Origin of the sequence: Mesorhizobium sp. B263B2A (assembly GCF_020165775.1) — a bacterium.
Classification (GTDB): Bacteria; Pseudomonadota; Alphaproteobacteria; order Rhizobiales; family Rhizobiaceae; genus Mesorhizobium; species Mesorhizobium opportunistum.
In genome coordinates this window covers 31,800-50,694 of the sequence record NZ_JAIUIU010000006.1, presented here as the reverse complement: position 1 = coordinate 50,694, position 18,895 = coordinate 31,800, and the positions used below count along the sequence as shown (strand labels likewise).

The 18,895-nt window shown below is 63.3% G+C and carries 19 protein-coding genes; 9 read left to right on the top strand and 10 right to left on the bottom strand.

The features are described 5' to 3' along the window. Nucleotides 1-66: 66 nt before the first annotated feature. Nucleotides 67-498, top strand: coding sequence for a CBS domain-containing protein (locus LB568_RS12620; RefSeq protein WP_013895773.1), 432 nt, complete (start codon nucleotides 67-69; stop codon nucleotides 496-498). A 46-nt stretch (nucleotides 499-544) separates the two neighbouring features. On the opposite strand, the gene LB568_RS12615 is transcribed toward LB568_RS12620, so the two are convergent. Next, nucleotides 545-802 carry a YjhX family toxin gene (locus LB568_RS12615; protein WP_013895772.1) on the bottom strand — a complete coding sequence of 86 codons (258 nt, stop codon included), beginning with the start codon at nucleotides 800-802 and terminating at the stop codon, nucleotides 545-547. A gap of 281 nt (nucleotides 803-1,083) precedes the next feature. Here LB568_RS12615 and gatB point away from each other — a divergent pair, with 281 nt between their 5' ends. From gatB to LB568_RS12600, 3 genes are all read left to right on the top strand, one after another. Beyond that, the gene (gene gatB, locus LB568_RS12610) at nucleotides 1,084-2,583 is read left to right on the top strand and encodes an Asp-tRNA(Asn)/Glu-tRNA(Gln) amidotransferase subunit GatB (protein ID WP_224730292.1); all 1,500 of its coding nucleotides are present in this window, start codon (nucleotides 1,084-1,086) and stop codon (nucleotides 2,581-2,583) included. A gap of 4 nt (nucleotides 2,584-2,587) precedes the next feature. After that, nucleotides 2,588-3,079: a GNAT family N-acetyltransferase gene (locus LB568_RS12605; RefSeq protein ID WP_224730291.1), complete on the top strand. Its 492-nt coding sequence runs from the start codon at nucleotides 2,588-2,590 to the stop codon at nucleotides 3,077-3,079. Nucleotides 3,080-3,235: 156 nt separating this feature from the next. Further along, nucleotides 3,236-3,934, top strand: a complete 699-nt coding sequence (locus LB568_RS12600; RefSeq protein ID WP_224730290.1) for an AIM24 family protein — start codon at nucleotides 3,236-3,238, stop codon at nucleotides 3,932-3,934. A gap of 88 nt (nucleotides 3,935-4,022) precedes the next feature. Here LB568_RS12600 and panC read toward each other — a convergent pair whose 3' ends face one another. Beyond that, a complete protein-coding gene (gene panC, locus LB568_RS12595) occupies nucleotides 4,023-4,874 on the bottom strand; it encodes a pantoate--beta-alanine ligase (protein WP_224730289.1) in 852 nt (283 codons plus the stop codon). Next, nucleotides 4,871-5,737 (bottom strand): 3-methyl-2-oxobutanoate hydroxymethyltransferase, encoded by an 867-nt coding sequence (panB, locus tag LB568_RS12590; RefSeq protein ID WP_224730288.1) that lies wholly within the window; start codon nucleotides 5,735-5,737, stop codon nucleotides 4,871-4,873. Before panB ends, panC begins: the two co-directional genes overlap by 4 nt. 232 nt (nucleotides 5,738-5,969) lie before the next feature. On the opposite strand from panB, the gene LB568_RS12585 reads away from it, so the two are divergent. From LB568_RS12585 to LB568_RS12575, 3 genes are all read left to right on the top strand, one after another. After that, on the top strand, nucleotides 5,970-6,368 hold the full coding sequence (locus tag LB568_RS12585) for an NADH:ubiquinone oxidoreductase subunit NDUFA12 (RefSeq protein ID WP_224730287.1): 399 nt from the start codon (nucleotides 5,970-5,972) through the stop codon (nucleotides 6,366-6,368). A gap of 158 nt (nucleotides 6,369-6,526) precedes the next feature. Next, nucleotides 6,527-7,105 (top strand): DUF2155 domain-containing protein, encoded by a 579-nt coding sequence (locus tag LB568_RS12580; protein WP_140573548.1) that lies wholly within the window; start codon nucleotides 6,527-6,529, stop codon nucleotides 7,103-7,105. Nucleotides 7,106-7,180: 75 nt separating this feature from the next. Further along, nucleotides 7,181-7,570 carry a hypothetical protein gene (locus tag LB568_RS12575; RefSeq protein ID WP_224730406.1) on the top strand — a complete coding sequence of 130 codons (390 nt, stop codon included), beginning with the start codon at nucleotides 7,181-7,183 and terminating at the stop codon, nucleotides 7,568-7,570. A gap of 3 nt (nucleotides 7,571-7,573) precedes the next feature. On the opposite strand, the gene aat is transcribed toward LB568_RS12575, so the two are convergent. The 6 genes from aat to LB568_RS12545 all read right to left on the bottom strand — a co-directional run bounded on the left by aat (nucleotide 7,574) and on the right by LB568_RS12545 (nucleotide 12,900). Beyond that, the gene (aat, locus tag LB568_RS12570; protein WP_224730286.1) at nucleotides 7,574-8,191 is read right to left on the bottom strand and encodes a leucyl/phenylalanyl-tRNA--protein transferase; all 618 of its coding nucleotides are present in this window, start codon (nucleotides 8,189-8,191) and stop codon (nucleotides 7,574-7,576) included. Nucleotides 8,192-8,203: 12 nt separating this feature from the next. After that, a complete protein-coding gene (gene accC / locus LB568_RS12565) occupies nucleotides 8,204-9,547 on the bottom strand; it encodes an acetyl-CoA carboxylase biotin carboxylase subunit (RefSeq protein ID WP_023764297.1) in 1,344 nt (447 codons plus the stop codon). A 10-nt stretch (nucleotides 9,548-9,557) separates the two neighbouring features. After that, entirely contained in the window at nucleotides 9,558-10,016 is a 459-nt protein-coding gene (gene accB / locus LB568_RS12560) for an acetyl-CoA carboxylase biotin carboxyl carrier protein (protein WP_013895761.1), read from the bottom strand. A 26-nt stretch (nucleotides 10,017-10,042) separates the two neighbouring features. Then, complete coding sequence (gene aroQ, locus LB568_RS12555; protein ID WP_015318037.1) at nucleotides 10,043-10,477, bottom strand: type II 3-dehydroquinate dehydratase; 435 nt, start codon at nucleotides 10,475-10,477, stop codon at nucleotides 10,043-10,045. A gap of 145 nt (nucleotides 10,478-10,622) precedes the next feature. Beyond that, a complete protein-coding gene (locus LB568_RS12550; RefSeq protein ID WP_224730285.1) occupies nucleotides 10,623-11,444 on the bottom strand; it encodes a DsbA family protein in 822 nt (273 codons plus the stop codon). A 64-nt stretch (nucleotides 11,445-11,508) separates the two neighbouring features. After that, complete coding sequence (locus LB568_RS12545) at nucleotides 11,509-12,900, bottom strand: M48 family metalloprotease (RefSeq protein WP_224730284.1); 1,392 nt, start codon at nucleotides 12,898-12,900, stop codon at nucleotides 11,509-11,511. A gap of 147 nt (nucleotides 12,901-13,047) precedes the next feature. Between LB568_RS12545 and LB568_RS12540 the strand changes: the two genes are divergently transcribed. Both LB568_RS12540 and LB568_RS12535 read left to right on the top strand, forming a co-directional pair. Then, nucleotides 13,048-14,196: a pyridoxal phosphate-dependent aminotransferase gene (locus LB568_RS12540; protein ID WP_224730283.1), complete on the top strand. Its 1,149-nt coding sequence runs from the start codon at nucleotides 13,048-13,050 to the stop codon at nucleotides 14,194-14,196. Between the two features lie 4 nt (nucleotides 14,197-14,200). Then, nucleotides 14,201-15,202: a glutaminase gene (locus LB568_RS12535; RefSeq protein ID WP_224730282.1), complete on the top strand. Its 1,002-nt coding sequence runs from the start codon at nucleotides 14,201-14,203 to the stop codon at nucleotides 15,200-15,202. A gap of 104 nt (nucleotides 15,203-15,306) precedes the next feature. Here LB568_RS12535 and LB568_RS12530 read toward each other — a convergent pair whose 3' ends face one another. Continuing rightward, on the bottom strand, nucleotides 15,307-18,300 hold the full coding sequence (locus LB568_RS12530; RefSeq protein WP_224730281.1) for an Rne/Rng family ribonuclease: 2,994 nt from the start codon (nucleotides 18,298-18,300) through the stop codon (nucleotides 15,307-15,309). Nucleotides 18,301-18,895: the final 595 nt, after the last annotated feature.

Genomic DNA, 18,895 nt, shown 5'->3' with positions numbered 1-18,895 from the left:
CGATGTTCACTCTTGCGTGAGGCCGGTCTGGGCAGGGAACCGGCAGGCGAAGCAGAGGAGGACGCCATGACGGTTAAGGCAATTCTGGAAAGAAAAGGCCATGACGTGTTGACGCTCGGGCCGAACGAAAAGCTGAGCGAAGCCATCCGCATCCTGGCCGAACACAAGATCGGCGCGTTGGTCATCACCAACGGCGATCACAAGATCGTCGGCATCCTGTCCGAACGCGACATCGTGCGGGTGGTCGCCAGGGAAGGTGGCGCCGCGCTCGACATTCCCGTGCGCTCGGCCATGACGCCGAAGGTGAAGATCTGCAACGAGAACCACACCGTCAACGAGGTGATGGAGATCATGACCAGGGGGCGTTTCCGCCACCTGCCGGTGGAAAAGGACGGCCTGCTCGATGGCATCGTATCCATCGGCGACGTGGTCAAGCGCCGCATCGAGGATGTCGAGCGTGAGGCCGAGGAAATACGCGCCTACATCGCCACCGCCTGAGCGGCGAAGGAAACCGCCGGTCGGTATTCCGGCCGGCGGCACAAGGCTACCTGTTGTCGAGTTCGGAGCGGACGAGTTCAAGTCCGCGCCTTGTGATGCGGTAGGGACCGCCACCCGACGACGAAACCGCCTTCTTGCGTTTCAGTTTTCGAAACAGGTCGAGATCGACGCCCGGATAATGCCAGCCGTCACGGGTCAGGCATTTGACGGAGGCGATCCGCTTCTTCTGGTTCTTTTCGATTTCAATGCGTCCGCCCTGCGCAAGCAGGTGCAGGATGCGCTGTTCAGTGCGCGAAATATCCATGGGAGAGTTTTCCGGGAAAACAAAAAAAGCCGCCGCCGCGGAGCTTCGCGGCACGGGGTTTCAGGTTTTCTGCCCTGCCTCGCTACGAGGTCAGGGCCTTACCGGGACTGAGCGTAAGTGGACATCCACTCTCCATTGGAATGGGAGTCCCATAGGCGAACAGGTCAGAAAAGGCCAGCCTGCGGCTTTGCGCTTGTCTCGCCGGGCGGTTTGCACTAGCGAAGGCCAACACCCAAATTCGCGAAAATCGCAATATTCGCGAGCTAGAAGCGCAGGCTACCATGACACTCATCGATACCCGCACGCCCGACGCAAAACGCCTGATCCCCGGCGCTATCGGTGACTGGGAGATCATCATCGGCCTCGAGGTCCATGCGCAGGTGACCTCGGAAGCAAAGCTGTTTTCCGGCGCCTCGACCACTTTCGGCGCGGCCCCCAACGCCAATGTCAGCCTGGTCGATGCGGCGATGCCCGGCATGCTGCCCGTCATCAACGAGGAATGCGTCAAGCAGGCGATCCGCACCGGCCTCGGCCTGAAGGCGCAGATCAACCACAAGTCGGTCTTCGACCGGAAGAATTATTTCTATCCCGATCTGCCCCAGGGCTACCAGATTTCGCAGTTCAAGCAGCCGATCGTCGGCGAGGGCACGGTGATCGTCTCCGTCGGTCCTGATCGCCAGGGCGAATTCGAGGACATCGAGGTGGGCATCGAACGCCTGCATCTGGAACAGGATGCCGGCAAGTCGATGCACGACCAGCATGCAACGATGTCCTATGTCGATCTCAACCGCTCGGGCGTAGCCCTGATGGAAATCGTCTCCAAGCCCGACATGCGCTCCGCCGACGAGGCCAAGGCCTACGTCACCAAGCTGCGCACCATCGTGCGCTATCTCGGCACCTGCGACGGCAACATGGACGAAGGCTCGATGCGCGCCGACGTCAATGTCTCCGTGCGCAAGCCCGGCGGCGAATTCGGCACACGCTGCGAGATCAAGAACGTCAACTCGATCCGCTTCATCGGCCAGGCCATCGACTACGAGGCGAGGCGCCAGATCGCCATCCTCGAGGATGGCGGCAAGATCGACCAGGAGACGCGCCTGTTCGATGCCGTCAAGGGCGAGACGCGCTCCATGCGCACCAAGGAAGAGGCGCACGACTACCGCTATTTCCCCGATCCCGATCTTCTGCCGCTCGAGTTCGACCAGGCCTATGTCGATGCGCTGGCCAAGGAGTTGCCGGAATTGCCCGACGCCAAGAAGGCGAGGCTGATCGCCTCGCTCGGCCTCTCGACCTATGATGCCTCGATCCTGGTCTCGGAAAAGCCGATCGCCGACTATTTCGAGAAGGTGGCCGCCGGCCGCGACGGCAAGCTCGCCGCCAACTGGGTCATAAACGATCTGCTCGGGCAACTGAACAAGGCCGGCCAGGATATTGAAAACGCTCCGGTTTCGCCCGACCAGCTTGGTGCTGTCATCGACCTGATCAAGGACGGCACGATCTCCGGCAAGATCGCCAAGGATCTGTTCGAGATCATCTGGAACGAGGGCGGCGATCCGCGCCAGCTGGTCGAGAGCCGCGGCATGAAGCAGGTCACCGACACCGGCGCCATCGAGAAGGCCGTCGACGAGGTGATCGCAGCCAATCCCGACAAGGTCGAGCAGGCGCGCGCCAAGCCGACGATGGCTGGCTGGTTCGTCGGCCAGGTGATGAAGGCAACGGGCGGCAAGGCCAACCCGCAGGCGGTCAACGACCTCGTCAAGGCCAAGCTCGGCATCGAGTAGGGCCATGTTCGTTCGCACCGCAGGGGATCGTGACCTTGCTGCCATCCGGGCGTTGCTGGTCGAAACCTGGCACGCGACCTATGACGCCATCTACGGCTCCGCGCGGGTCACCGCGATAACCGAGGAATGGCATTCGATCGCCGCGCTGAAGGCGCGGCTGATCAAGCCGAACAGCGAATTCCTCGTCGCCGATGACGGCAAGCGCATTGGCGGCGTGGCTTTTGCCGAAAGCGTCGATGGCGGAGAACTGGTTGTCCTGAAACAGCTCTACGTGCTTCCAACCCTGCAGGGCAGGGGCATTGGCGGCATGCTCCTCGACGAGGTCATCGAATGCTTCCCCGAAGCCCAGGCCGTCCGTCTGGAGGTGGAGAAGCGGAACACGCACGCCATCGCCTTCTACGAGGCGAATGGCTTCGTGCGGTCCGGCGATGCCGGCGAACGCGCACGCGCCACTGGTGAGGCGACGCTCGTGTATCACCGGCCGCTCGCCGGCTGATTCCTTCCGGCGGACCGGCCTGGATCACCTTCGCGCGAGCGGCGTTGTGGAGGGGCTGTTTTCGTTTGACGCCCCTTGGCTCCGGCCCCAAAGCTGCCTCAGCTGACCGTGCGGAAGCCGGAATGAACCGGCACGCAAGGCGGCGTTGGGGGGATCATGCCAAGCTTGCCGGAACTGATGCCGACACAGGTGTCGGACGAAACTTTTGGTGGCGTCACCTATCATATAGCGGGCGAGCTGGTGCCCGTGCTTTCCGTCGATGTGACGCAGATGCCGGTCTATTTCGAGCACCACATCCTTTTGTGGAAGAACTCCACCATCACCATCGGGCTGAAATCGCTGAAGGGCGCGCTGAAGCGCATGATGGCCGGCATGCAGATCTTCGTCACCGAGGCGTCGGGGGCGGGCATCATCGCCTTCAGCCGCGACGGGCCAGGCCACATCGTGCCGATCCATCTCAGGCGCGGCGAGGAGATCCAGGTGCGCGAACACCAGTTTCTCGCCGCTACCGGCAATGTCGACTACACGTTCGAGCGGGTGCGCGGCCTGGCGACGATGCTGTTCGGACAGAGCGGTTTTTTCATCGACCGTTTTCGCGGCGATGCCGGCGACGGCATCGTCTGGCTGCACGGCTACGGCAATGTCTTCGAAAAGACGCTTGCACCAGGCGAGACCATCGACATCGAGCCGGGCGGCTGGCTGTTCAAGGACACCTCGGTCAAGATGGAAACCAAGATCGACCGCCTGTCGAGCGGCTTCTTCGGCGCCAACGTGAATTTCATCGTCAACCGCTTCACCGGCCCGGGCCGGGTGGGAATCCAGTCGATGTACCTGCATATGCCGACCGAGGAATAGGCGGCGATCGGAGTTTCAGGCCCCGCAGCGTGAGCGCAAGGGCGGCGACAATTCGCGGATCATGCCGCACTGGCCGTCGGTTGTTACATCAGGCGGAGGCAATTTCCACATTGTCGATCAGCCTGGTTTTTCCAAGCCAGGCGGCGGCCAGAACGCGGCCCGCGCGGTCGCGCCGCCATGGCCCGAGCGTCAGGCTCTCACGGGCCTCGACATAGTCGACCGTCTGGAAGCCGGCGGCGATCAAGGTGCTGCGGGTTTCGGCGATTGTGTCTTTCTGGCCGGCGCCCGCCGCCAGCGCCGCTGCTGTCTTGCGCAGGACCACGTTGAGCTGGCGAGCGATCTGGAGTTCGGCCTCGCCGAGATAAGCGTTGCGAGACGACATGGCGAGGCCATGCGGATCGCGTATGGTCGGTGCGCCAATGATTTCCACGGGCAGGTCGAGGTCTCGGCAGAGCTGCCTGACGACGCAAAGCTGCTGATAGTCTTTTTCGCCGAAGACGGCAAAGTCGGGCGCTGCCTGCAGGAACAGCTTGGCCACTACGGTGGCGACGCCATCGAAAAAGGTGGGGCGAAAATCCGATTCGAGCCCGGCGGAAGGGCCGCCGACCGAAATCCTGGTGGCAAAGCCGGCGGGATACATCGCATCGACAGTCGGTGTGAAGGCAAGATCGGCCCTGGCCGTCGCCAGCATATCGAGATCGCGGGCGAGCTGGCGTGGGTACTTGTCGAGATCCTCGCTCGGTGCGAACTGCGCCGGGTTGACGAAGATCGACACCACGCAGCGCTCGGCTCTTTCGCGTGCGATCCTGATCAGGGAGAGATGCCCTTCATGCAATGCGCCCATGGTCGGCACCATGGCGACGCGAAGCCCATCGCGCCGCCAGTCACGGATCCGCGCGCGAAGGGCGGCAACGCTGTCGACGACGTCAGGCCGGCTCATGCGTCATCTCCGCCACTTGTGTTCGTGCGGGAAAAGAGTTTTGAACTCGAAAAGACATGGGCAGGACCGGGAAATGTCCGGCTTCGCACCTCTAATGCGTAGCGCGCGGCGGCATGCGCGATCACGCTGCGCAGATCGGCATATTCCTTGACGAATTTCGGCACGCGATCGACGGTCAGCCCGACCATGTCGTCGATGACCAGGATCTGGCCGTCGCAGTCGGCGCTGGCGCCGATGCCGATGGTCGGAATGGCGATGCGGCGCGTGATGTCGGCGGCGGCCGCCTCGATGGTGCCTTCGATGACCACCGAGAACGCACCGGCCTTTTCGACTGCCAGCGCGTCCGCCACCAGCGCCGCGACATTCTCGTCAGTGCGGCCCTTGATCTTGTAGCCACCCTCCTTCTCGACCGATTGCGGCAGCAGGCCAATATGGCCCATGACCGGAATGCCGGTGGCCACGATCGCGGCGATCCGTCCGGCCATGTCGACGCCGCCTTCCAGCTTGACTGCCTGGCAGCCGGTTTCGTCGACGATGCGCCGCGCCGAGGCAACGGCCTGTGCAGCTGAATCCTCATAGGTGCCGGCCGGCATGTCGACGACCACGCAGGCCCTGGCGGAGCCGCGCATCACGGCCTGCCCATGCGCGATCATCATCTCGAGCGAGGCGCCCAGCGTCGTCTGATGGCCATGCAGGACCATGGCGACGCTGTCACCGACCAGAAGCAGGTCGACATGGGGATCAAGCAGGCGGGCGACGGGATAGGTGTAGGCCGTGAGGCAAACGAGAGGCGTACCTCCCTTGCGCTGGCGAATCAGGCTTGGACTGATGCGGCTGTCGGTGGTCGGCAATTCCGTGGCCAATCGTCACCTCCGTTGGGCTCGCGGTCAGTTTGGATACTGCCGCGCGGACCGCGCCGAGCTTTAGAAACACCGGGAAGACTTGGCAAGCGCGCATCCCGTTATGTGGAAAGATCACAAGTCGGTGTCGATCCCGGGCGCGCCATTTGCGCGCTCTGCGTGGCAAAACCCTTGCCTTCCCGAAGGCCTGACGCCATAAGCAGGAAACAGGCGCCGCCAGCGCGAGGGTTCTGAGATGAAGACTTTCCTGACGCAATTTTTCACCTGGTGGAACAGCCAGACGCTGGGAACGCGCCTGCACACCTGGCGGTACGGCAAGAAGGTCGGCCAGGACGAGACGGGCAACGTCTATTACGAAGGCGGTATCGATTCGGAAGGCCGTACGCGCCGCTGGGTGATCTACCGCAACTATTCGGAAGCTTCGGCCATTCCGCCCGGCTGGCACGGCTGGATCCATCACCGTGTCGACGTCGCGCCCTCTAGCGAGGACTACAAGCCGCGCGATTGGCAGAAATCGCATCAGTCCAATCTGACCGGAACGCCGGCGGCCTATCGCCCGAAGGGCTCGGTGTTGACCAACCAGCACCGCCCGCAGGTTACCGGCGACTACGACGCCTGGACGCCCGGGTCGTAACGGCCCGGCTCGTAACGGCGCCCCGACTTGTCACAGCACGAAGTGCAGGCCGGTCCTTTATCGCCACAATTGGTGTTTAGCTGCTTGCTCATCAGAAAACGGCGAATAGCCTTGGCGATCGACGGAATCACCTGGGCGCGAACCACCGGTACCCTTGCATGAGCTTTTTCAACCGAATCTCGACAGGCGGTCTGACGGTAGCCGCCAGCCTCGCCGTCAGCACCGCCGCCTTTGCCGCTTCGCCCGCACCCGCGGCACCCGCGCCGGCTCCGCCCGCGGGATCGGACCGCATCACCAACCCGGTTGCCGAGTTCGCCGGCATCGACAAGATCACTGGCCGCATCATCACCTTCGATGTCTATATCGACGAGACGGTGCAATTCGGCGCTTTGCAGGTGACGCCGCGTGTCTGCTATTCCCGGCCGCAGAACGAGGAGCCGAAGACGGACTCCTTCGTGGAGGTCGACGAGATCACGCTGGACCGCAAGATTCGCCGCATCTTCACCGGCTGGATGTTTGCCGAAAGCCCGGGTCTTAACGCCGTCGAACATGCCGTCTATGACGTCTGGCTGAAGGCGTGCAAGCAGAAGTCCGATGTGCCGGCGCCGGATGCCACTAAACCGGACGCCACCAAGGCCGACGCTTCGAAGCCGGCTGCCGCCAAGCCGAACGCTGAGGTCAGCCCGGATGTGGAACAGCCCGATCCCACGGAGCCGGACACCACCGACACAAACTGATCCCCGGGAACCGTCATGGTCATCATGCGTTGGGCCACGGACGACCGCGCATCGATGCGCCCGGAGGACAGTCCGATGTCGGACAGCAAGCGGATCACTGCCAGCAAGAAAGAGTTGCTCGAACTCGAAAAAGGCTTCTGGACGGGCGATGCCGCTTATTATGCGGCCAATGTCGACACGGAGTGCCTGGTGGCATTTCCGCGGATGGCACGAGCGATGGACAATGCCGATCTGGCCAAGACGGCGACCAATCCCAACCGATGGCGCGACCTCGATATCGAGCTCAAGGGCATAATCGAGCCGGGCAGTGACGTCATCATGCTGACCTACGAGGCGCATGCGACGCGGGAGAATGGCGAACCCTATGCCGCGCTGGTCAGCACCGGCTACGTCCATCGCGTCAACGGCTGGAAGATGATGTTCCATTCGCAGACCCCGATCGAGGCCACGGCCGATAAGGCTTGATCCCTACGGAAAGAAGACCGCTTCGCCCTTCAGGGCCTCGGCCAGCATCTTCTCGTATTTGCCGCGCGGCACGTCGACGGCGCCGAAGCGCTTGAGGTGCTCGGTGGTGAACTGTGTATCGAGCAGCGCGAAGCCGCGCGTCTTCAAGCGTTCGACGAGATGCACGAGGCAGGTCTTCGACGCGTCCGTCTCCTTGGAAAACATGCTTTCGCCGAAAAACACCCGCCCCAGCGACACGCCATAGAGGCCGCCGACCAGCCGCTCCTCGCGCCAGGCCTCGACCGAATGGCAATGGCCCATGCGGTGCAGTTGTACATAGGCTTCGCGGATCGGCGCGTTGATCCAGGTGGAGCGGCGCTCTTCGCGCTTTTCGGCGCAGCCGTCGATCGTCGCCTCGAAGTCGAAGTCGAAGCGGATGTCGAACAGGTTTTTGCGGACTGTCTTCCTCAGGCTCTTCGGCGTGTGGAATCCATGCAGCGGAATGATGCCACGCGTTTCCGGCCGCACCCAGAACACCTCCGGGTCGGCAGCGCTTTCGGCCATGGGAAAGACGCCCGAGGCGTATGCCTTGAGCAGGAGGTCCGTGGGGATGCGATAGCCAGGCGCGTAAGGGCGGGTCATCGCGTCCCCGGACTACTCTTCCTTGGCCAGGTATTTTTCCAGCCAGTGGATGTCATAGTCGCCATTGGCGATGTCGGCATTGCCGACCAGATCGCGAAACAGCGGCAAGGTTGTCTTGATGCCGTCGACGACGAATTCGTCGAGCGCGCGGCGCAGCCGCATCATGCACTCGACGCGATTGCGGCCATGCACGATCAGCTTGCCGATCAGGCTGTCGTAGTAGGGTGGGATCCTGTAGCCGGAATACACGCCGGAATCGACGCGGATGCCGAGGCCGCCAGGCGTGTGGAAATGCGTGATGGTGCCTGGCGAGGGCGTGAAGGTACGCGGATCCTCGGCATTGATGCGGCACTCGATGGCGTGGCCGTTGAACTTGATGTCTTCCTGCTTGACCGAAAGTCCGCCGCCGGAGGCGACCCGGATCTGCTCGTGGACGAGATCGATGCCGGTGATCGCTTCCGTCACCGGATGCTCCACCTGCAGGCGCGTGTTCATCTCGATGAAATAGAACTCGCCGTTCTCGTACAGGAATTCGATCGTTCCGGCGCCCGAATAGCCGAGATCGGCAATGGCCGTGGCGCAGATGCTGCCGATACGGGACCGCTCCTCGGCGTTGAGAGCCGGCGAATTGGCCTCTTCCCAGACCTTCTGGTGGCGCCGTTGCAGCGAGCAGTCGCGCTCGCCGAAATGCACGCCGCGGCCAAAGCCGTCGCCGAACACTTGCACCTCGATGTGACGCGGCTTCTGCAGGTATTTCTCTATGTAGACGGCGTCGTCGCCGAAGGCGGCGCCCGCTTCCGAGCGCGCCGTCTGCAAGGCGACCTCGAGGTCGGCCTCGGTATGGGCAACCTTCATGCCGCGTCCGCCGCCGCCGGCCGATGCCTTGATGATCACCGGATAGCCGATCTCCGCGGCGATGCGCTTGGCTTCCTTTTCCTCGGTCACGGCGCCATCGGAACCCGGCACCACCGGAATGCCGAGGCGCTTGGCGGTGCGCTTGGCCTCGATCTTGTCGCCCATGATGCGGATATGGTCGCCGGACGGGCCGATGAAGGTGATGTTGTGGGCAGCCAGGATATCGGCGAACTTGGCGTTCTCCGACAGGAAGCCGTAGCCTGGATGCACGGCGTCGGCGCCGGTGATCTCGCAGGCCGCGACGATCTGGTGGATGTTGAGATAGCTGTCGCGCGACGGCGGCGGGCCGATGCACACGCTCTCGTCGGCAAGCCTGACATGCATGGCGTCGGCGTCGGCGGTCGAATGCACCACCACGGTCTGTATGCCGAGTTCCTTGCAGGCGCGCAGCACCCGAAGGGCGATTTCGCCGCGATTGGCAATGAGGATCTTTTGGAACATCCGGCCCGCTCTACTCGATCACGACAAGCGGCATGCCGTATTCGACCGGCGTCGCGTCCTCGAACAGGATCGCCGTCACCGTGCCGGCGCGCGGCGAGGGGATCTGGTTCATCGTCTTCATCGCTTCGATGATCAGCAGCGTCTGGCCTTCCTTGACCTTCTGGCCGATCTCGATGAACGGCTTGGCGTCCGGTGAGGGCGCCAGGTAGGCGGTGCCGACCATCGGTGAAGCCACCGCGTTCTTCGACACATCCGCGGCCGCCGGGGCCGAGGCCACGGGCAGAGCGGCTGCCGCTGGCGCATAGGCGGGTTGGGGGGCCGCAATCGCGTGGACGGCGGGCGCCTGCCGCGACACGCGCACCTTCAGGTCGCCCAGTTCAACCTCGATCTCGGTCAGGTTGGTGTCGTTCAGTATGCCCGCCAGATCGCGGATCAGCTGCTGGTCAACACCGGTCTTCTTTATCGACATTTTCGAGCCTTCTGTTTGTGGGCCGGTCATAGGCGCGCGGCCAGCGCCTGCAGCGCCAGCGTGTAGCCGAGCGGCCCAAAGCCACAGATCATGCCGACGGCGACCGGCGCGACCATGGAGACATGGCGGAATGGTTCCCGCGCGTGGATGTTGGAAAGATGAACTTCGGCGACCGGCAGCGGCGCGATCGAGCGGATGGCGTCGTGGATCGCGATCGAGGTGTGGCTGTAGGCGCCTGGATTGATGACGATGCCGGCAGCCTTGTCTCCGGCTTCCTGGATCCAGTCGACGAGGTCGCCCTCGTGGTTGGACTGGCGGAAATCGATCTCGATCCCAAGCGACGCGCCCGCCTGCTTGCAGTCGTCGGCGATCGCGGCAAGCGTCTTGCCGCCATAGATGCCCGGCTCGCGCTTGCCGAGCGCGTTGAGATTGGGACCGTTCAGGACGAAAACCGTTTTCAAAAAAGCCGACCTTTTTCGGCGCCGGCGTCAAGCCGGCGCGCTGGGCCTCTATACCGGGCATAGTCGCCCGCGGAAAGAGCGCAAGTGCGTTCTTTCACTGTCCACAACAGGCCGAAATGCACCCGTGATGAAAATCGGCGGCGGATCAAAGCGCGGCTTTCGCCGCCTCGATCTTCTCCGCCAGCACATCCTGTCCGAGAGCCCCGAACACGACCTCGTTGCCGACGACGTAGGACGGCGTTCCGGTGATCGACAGCTTGTTGGCCAGATCGTAGGTCTTGGAGAAGGCTTCGGGGATCGAAGGATCCTTCATCTTCTCGCGCAACGTCGCCTCGTCGGCGCCGAGCGAAAGCGCGATCTTGATAGCGGCCGCCTCGGTGGCGCGTCCCTGGCCACCAAGCAGCGCATTGTGGAACTCGCCGTACTTTTCCGGCATCATCAGGTGGAACGCCATCGAGACGACGCTCGCCTTCTGCGAATCCGGGCCGAGGATCGGGAACTCCTTGAGCACGAAGCGCAGGTCCGGATCGGTCTTGGTCAGCGCCCGCATGTCCTCGATGGCGCGTTTGCAGAAGCCGCAATTGTAGTCGTAGAACTCGACGATCGTCACCTTGCCGTTCGGATTGCCGACGACGCCGTCGAAGGCGGAGTTGAAGATCTGGTCCTTGGCGTTCTTGATGACGCCGAGATGGGCGATGCGCTGCTCTTCCTTCTGCTTGGCCTCGAGCGCGTCCTGCACTTCGAGCAGCACCTCGGGGTTCTTCAAGAGGTAGTCGCGGATGATGCCTTCGACCTCGGCGCGGTCGATCTTGGTGTCGGCGCCCGCCATCTGGACAGGCTCAGCCGTCTGAGCAGGCTGGGCCGTGCCGGCCTTGGCGATCTGCGGGTTGCCGGCGACGAAACCGAAAGCGAGCATCGCAAGGGCTACAGCGATTCCCGTGGTGCCCAACAGCAGTGCCTTTTTCATTGTTCTCGTTCCTTTTGCCTGTTTCCCGGTCTGGCTATGTCGCAGCGCATGGCCGGAGGGTTCACTAGATCTTGCCTGATGATTTGTAGTTTATGATGTCCTGGGCGCGAATCCAGCGCGGCTCGCCGCGCTTCATCTGCTGTTGTGCCCGCATGGCGAATATCTTCGCATCCTTGTAGTTACCGGAATAGAAATGACCTTCGGCAGTGGCGAGCTCGGCGCCCGGTATGTCCCCCAACTCGCCATAGGCCTGTGCCAGATAGCGGTATCCGATGGAATTTTCCTTGTCGCGCCCCAGACCATTGTTGATCTGCGCGACGGCTTTCCTGAGCGAATCGGGTGTGCCGATGGCCATCAGCGCCTGTCCTAGCGAGACCGGCAGCAAGCCGGACCGCGCCGAATCGAGGCTGACCGCCTTGGCGTAGGCTTCCGCCGCATCCTTGGGGTTGTTCGCCTTCATCAGTATGTCGCCGCGCAACTCCTGGAAGTAGGCATTCCTGGGCTGCGCCTTGATCAGGGCGTTGGTCTTGGCGAGCGCTGCGGCGATATTGCCGTAAAGGTAGGTTGACTGGGCATCGCCATATAGCCCGGCCAGCGTTCCTTGCATCTTTCGCATCAGCCGTGACCCAGCCGCCTGGCCTTCCATGTAAACGGCAATCTTGATCCGCATCATGTCATGGCGCTGCTGCAGCGCCGGCGGATCGACCTTGCCGACATTGGGGCTCTGCTTGACCAGCACTTCGAGATTGGCGATGCGTTCCTGCGGCATCGGGTGGCTGATACGATAGGGATCGACCTGCGTGCCGGACAAGGACAGCGCGCTCTGGAAGCGGGCAAATGTCTTCAGCATACCCATGCCGGACTGGCCGGTGGCGTTCAGATAGGTGATCGCCGAGCGGTCGGCGGTCGTCTCTTCGGTGCGCTGATAGGCGAGGATGCTGCGCTGCGCCATCTCGCCGCCGCCAGCCGCCACGCCCATGCCGGCGCCGGCAAGGCCGCGGCTGTTGGTGGTGGCGCCGGCAACAATGGCGCCGGCGCCGAGCAAAGTGGCTATGATGGCCATGGTCTTGGCGCGTTCGAGCTGGTCGCGCAGTTTCTGCTGGTGGCCGCCGGCGATGTGGCCGGCCTCGTGGGCGATGACGCCAATGATCTCGTTCGGCGTTTCAGCCATCATCAGCGCGCCGGTGTTGATGAACAGCCGGCGTCCGGTAACGAAGGCGTTGAAGCTGGAATCGTTGACCAGAACGATGTCGATGCCGTCATTCGCCAGCCCGGCCGCCCTGAAGATCGGCCGCGCATAGTCGCGGACCAGGGCCTCGATCTCGGCGTCGCGCACCACCGGCACGGACTGGGCAAAGGCGGTGACCGAACTCGCCACCGCGACAGCGAGGCCGAGCGAAAGTGTCGCGAAAACACGCGCCACCTCTGCAATGGTCGATCTGGGTCGGCTCAACATGACGTGTCAACTGGTAGACGAGCGGGCGAAAGATGAAAAGTCGGCACCGGAAAAACTTCCTCAACTTGTGATCCTCACACCAATCGGGCATTTGTGCGGCGCATGCGTCCAGGGCATGCCGTGCTCAACCGTCGGGATAGGGATAAAATGGTCGTTTCGCTCTCACGCCGTGGCAATGTCGAGCCGTTCCACGCCATGGATGTGCTGGCCGAAGCCAACCGGCTGAAGGCCCACGGCGCGCCGGTGATCTCCATGGCGGTCGGCCAGCCATCCGATCCGGCGCCCGCACGGGTTCGCACCGCAGCGGCCAGGGCCCTGCAGGAAGGCCGCATCGGCTACACCGACGCGCTGGGTCTGGCCGGTTTGCGCAAGGCGATCGCCGGGCATTACGCGGATCACTACGGGCTCGATGTCGAGCCGGGGCGGATCGCGGTAACCACCGGATCGTCGGCGGCCTTCAATCTCGCCTTCCTGGCGATGTTCGATTCGGGCGACCGCGTTGCTATCGCAGCACCAGGCTACCCCGCCTATCGCAACATCATGGCGGCGCTCGGCATCGATGTCGTCGAGATCGAGCTTGGAGACGCGGCTTACCTGCATGCCGGCCATCTGGAGGCCGCGCATCGCCAGAAGCCGCTGAAGGGCGTCCTGTTTGCAAGTCCGGCCAATCCGACCGGCGCCGTCATACCGGCCGGCGAACTGTCGGCGCTGGTCAATATGGCCGAGACACTGGGGATCGCCGTCATTTCCGACGAGATCTACCACCGGCTGACCTATGGCGCCCCCGACACCACGGCGCTCGCCTTCGGGGACAGCGTGACGGTGATCAACTCGTTCTCGAAATATTATTGCATGACCGGCTGGCGTATCGGCTGGATGGTGCTGCCGGAGGAGCTGGTGCGGCCGGTCGAGCGGATCGCCCAGAGCCTCTACATCTCGCCACCGGAGCTGTCGCAGATCGCCGCGATCGAGGCCTTTGCCGCGACGGAAGAACTGGAGGCGGTCAAGGCCCGCTATGCCTGGAATCGCAAGCTGCTGATGAAGCGCCTGCCGGAGCTCGGCTTTCCGCTGGCCGCCCCCATGGATGGTGCCTTTTATGCTTTTTGCGATGTCACCCGGCACAGCAACGACAGCATGGCGTTCGCGCGCAAGATGCTGGCGGACGCCCATGTGGCGGCGACGCCCGGCCGCGACTTCGATACCCAGGCGGGGCACCGCACGATGCGGTTTTCCTATGCCGGCAGCCATGACGACATGGTCGAGGCCATGGCGCGCCTCGAACGCTGGTTGAGGTAGCGCCATGCCGGAACTCGAACAGGCCCCCAAACTTGATCAGGCCCTCAAACTTGATCAGGCCCTCAAACTTGATCAGGCCCCCAAACTTGATCAGGCATTGGCCGAGGTCGCCGCCGAAATGGCCGAGCGCACCGACCGCGGCGATGTCGCGACCTACATTCCCCAACTGGGCAAGGTCGATCCGAGGAAATTCGGCATTGCCGCCGTCACCAATGGTGGCCGCGTGCTGGTGGCGGGAGATGCCGACCAGCCGTTCTCGATCCAGAGCATCTCGAAGGTCTTCACCTTGACCCTGGCGCTCGGCAATGTCGGCGATGCGCTGTGGAAGCGGGTGGGGCGCGAGCCGTCCGGCAATCCGTTCAACTCCATCGTGCAGCTCGAGCACGAGAACGGCATTCCGCGCAATCCGTTCATCAATGCCGGCGCCATCGTCATTTCCGACATCCTGCTCGCCGGCCACCAGCCGCGCGAGGCGATTGGCGAGATCCTGCGTTTCATCCAGTTCCTGGCCGACGACGAGACCATCATCATCGACCGCGAGGTCGCCGCGTCCGAGCGCGCCACCGGCTATCGCAACTTTGCGCTCGCCAACTATATGAAATCCTTCGGCAATCTCCATCATGCACCGGAGCTTGCGCTAGGCGTTTATTTCCATCACTGCGCCATCGCCATGAGTTGCCGGCAACTGGCGATGGCCGGCCGCTTCCTCGCCAATGGCGGCAAGAACCCGGCGACGGGGCATTCCGTGGTGTCGGCCGAGCGAGCACGGCGCATCGGCGCCATGATGCTGACCTGCGGCCATTATGACGGCTCCGGCGATTTTGCCTTCCGTGTCGGCATTCCCGGCAAGAGCGGCGTCGGCGGCGGCATATTGGGCATCGTGCCGGGTGTCGCTTCGCTTGCCGTCTGGTCGCCCGGCCTCAATGCCAACGGCAACTCCAAGCTCGGTTCGATCGCACTGGAAAAGCTGGCCAGGATGATGAACTGGTCGATCTTCGCGCCTTAGCGTTTCCCGCTCTATCGGAACACCGGATGTGAAAAATCCCGCGCCATCTTTTCGATCGCGCGGGATTTTTCTTGTCAGAGAATCAGCTCAACTAATTGAAAGGCCTAGAAAAAGCCCTTCCGCTGCCACCAGCCGGCACGCTTCGGCTTTTCTTCGGTCTTGGCCTCATCGGCGACGCTCGAAGAGACTACCGGCACGACCGGAGTATCCGCAGCCACCGCCTTGCGCCGCGACGGGCGGGCCTTCGCCGGCTCCTCTTCGGCAACGGGCGGCTCGGCAACGACGGTCGCATCGGCCACAGGAGCGGGCTCGACGGCAGCTTCCGGAGCTGCCTCGGTCACCGCCTCGGCGGGGACTTCGGCCGCGGCCTTCTTTGCCCTTGAAGCGCGCTTCTTCTTCGGCTTTTCGGCTGGAGCGTCGTCGTTCGACGGTGCGGAAGCCGCGGCTTCTTCAACCGCTACGGCTTCGCTAGCGACCGTCTCAGCTTCAGCGGCATCGACCACCGAGGCGTCGGCGGCTTCGCCGGCCTCGGCCTCGGTCTCGCCTTCACCGTCCTCGCGACGATTGCGCTTGCCGCCGCGCTTGCCGCGCCGGCGCTTCTTGCCCTGGCTGTCATCGGAAGCCTGTACCGCCTCGTCGGACGCGCTGGCAGAGATCGCAGCGGCATCGTCCGTTTCGGTGTCGTCATTGTCCGCCTCATGTGCCGATTCGGCGAAATCGCCGGCCGGTGCGGAGATGGACGAGCCGTCCGTCGGGGTGCCATGTTCGCGGTCGCGATCCTTGCCGCCGCGCCGTCTGCGGCGCTTGCGGCGCTTGCGGTCGCGGCCTTCGCCGTCCTCGCCCGACCTCGGCTCGCCCGTCCTGGGTTCGCCAGACCTTGGCTCACCCGACCTTGGCTCACCCGACCTGGGCTGCTGGTGCTGCGATGGCTGGGCGTGCCTTGGCTGCTCGGCCTGAGCCGGTGCTTCCTCGTCTTCCTCGATGACGACCTCGTCCTCGGGTTCTTCCGGCTCGACATAGGCCGGCAGGCTGCGCAACTCGACAAAGCCTTCGGGCTTTTCGGCCAGCGCGCCGCGGAAGATCGCATAGTGCTGGGCGCCAACCGCATCGTCGGCCTCGATGGTGATGGTCAGGCCGAAGCGGCTTTCGAGTTCCACCAGCGTGCCGCGCTTGTGGTTGAGCACGTAGAGTGCGGTCGCCGCCGGCGTGCGTACCGTGATGTGGCTGCGCGAATCCTTGAGCAGGAATTCCTCGATCGCCCGCACCACCATCAGCGCGACCGAAGAATCGGAGCGCACATGGCCGGTGCCACCGCAATGCGGGCAGGGCTTCATGGTCGATTCCAGCACGCTGGCGCGGATGCGCTGGCGCGACATTTCCATCAGGCCGAAATGCGAGATGCGGCCGACCTGGATGCGCGCACGGTCGTTCTTGAGGTGATCCTTCAACCGCTTTTCGACGGAGCGGTTGTTGCGGTTCTCCTCCATGTCGATGAAGTCGATGACGATCAGGCCGGCAAGGTCGCGCAGCCGGAGCTGACGCGCGACTTCCTCGGCCGCTTCCAGATTGGTGTGGAGCGCCGTATCCTCGATCGAGTGCTCCTTGGTGGAGCGGCCCGAATTGACGTCGATGGCGACCAGCGCTTCGGTCTGGTTGATGATGATGTAGCCGCCGCTCTTCAGCGTCACCTGCGGCTGCAACATGCGGTCGAGCTGCGCCTCGATGCCGTTGCGCACGAAGATCGGCGTCGTGTCGCGGAACGGCTGAACCACCTTGGCGTGGCTCGGCATCAGCATGCGCATGAAGTCCTTGGCCTCGCGGTAGCCTTCGTCGCCGGAGACGAGAATCTCGTCGATATCCTTGTTGTAGAGGTCGCGCACCGAGCGCTTGATCAGGCTGCCTTCCTCATAGACGAGGGCAGGGGCGGTGGACTGAAGCGTGAGATTGCGCACGTTCTCCCAAAGCCGCATCAGATATTCGTAGTCGCGCTTGATCTCGGCTTTGGTGCGGCTTTCGCCGGCGGTGCGCAGGATGACGCCCATGCCTTGCGGCACTTCGAGATCGGCAACGACCTCCTTGAGGCGCTTGCGGTCGACCGCGCTGGTGATCTTGCGGGAAATGCCGCCGCCGCGCGCCGTGTTCGGCATCAGCACGGAATAGCGACCGGCAAGCGACAGATAGGTGGTGAGTGCGGCGCCCTTGTTGCCGCGCTCTTCCTTGACGACCTGCACCAAAAGGATCTGCCGGCGCTTGATCACTTCCTGGATCTTGTACTGGCGGCGCACCGGCTTGCGGCGGTTGCGCACTTCTTCCAGCGCATCTTCGGCACCGACCGATTCGATCTCATGATCGTCCGGGTGCGAGGACGACACCTCTTCGAGCATGCCGCGATCATTGTCGGCGGAGGTGGCTTCGCTGCCCTGGTCCGCCTGCGAGACGGGCTCGGAAATCACATCGGCTTCGACGGAGGCGGCGATCGAAGTGGGGCCGCCTTCGCGGGTTTCACTTTCCTCCTGCTCGGCAGAAGCCTCGTCATGCGAGGATGCATCGGCATCCGCCGACGTATCCGCCGCGTGTTCGACGGTCTCGGAAACGTTGGAGGTGTCCTCGGCGACGGCATCGGCGCCATTGTCGCCGTTTTCTCTTGCCTCGTCAGCGGCTTCGTTTGCCTCGCCGGATTCGGCTCCGCCTGCATCGCGCGGGTGCTCGCCGCGGTCGCGGCTCTTGCCGCCGCGCCGGCGTCCGCGCCGGCCGCGATCGCGGCTCTGGCGATCCTCGCCTTCGCTATCCTCGTTCTCCTCGTCCTCGGCCTCCTGCGCTTCCGCGCGCAGCAGCGCCTGACGGTCGGCGACCGGGATCTGGTAGTAGTCGGGATGTATTTCACTGAAGGCGAGAAAACCGTGACGGTTGCCGCCATATTCGACAAAGGCTGCCTGAAGGGAAGGTTCGACGCGCGTTACGCGGGCGAGGTAGATGTTTCCTTTGAGCTGCTTCTTGTCCTGGGATTCAAAGTCGAATTCTTCGATACGGTTACCGCGTACAACGACAACTCGTGTTTCCTCCGGGTGGGAGGCGTCTATCAGCATTTTGTTGGGCATTATTTCGTTTCCCCCCGGCAGCCGTCAGCCGCAGCTGGCGGGGCAACGCCCGCTGCTGTGTGTCTGGATGAATATGGGTGCCGGATAATTGAACGTCCGCCGGACGCTGCCTGCGTGTCATGGCGGTGCCGCCCGCTGCCATATTGGCGCGGTTTGATGCGGACCTTTCCATGATTGCGCTTGAAGCCATCGTCACCAGCAGAACCTTTGAACCAAAGCCCGGAAACCGGACCAGCTTGTTTGCTCGTACAGAGCCGGCGCGGGAACAAACCCGGCCGTTTTCCTCACGCAGGCGATTCCCCCGCCACGGGCGCACACCTGCGAAATTCGTCGCGATCACCTGAAGCCTTTTCGCGTGAAGCGAAAGGAGCCGCCTTTCATCTGACCCTGTAGCAGGAAGCTGCGGAGGAGGGCGGTTCCAGGATTGCAGTGATCCACTATCGCTTTTATGATTTGGCGGGGTGGAAGGCAACCCCGATTTCCGATGCCGGCAAAAAGCAGTTCCGTAGCGTAAACCTGGCTCCAGCCCTGCATGAAAAGGCTTGGTTAACCTTCTCTGGATACCAATCGTTAATCGAGTTCGCGGCCTAACCGG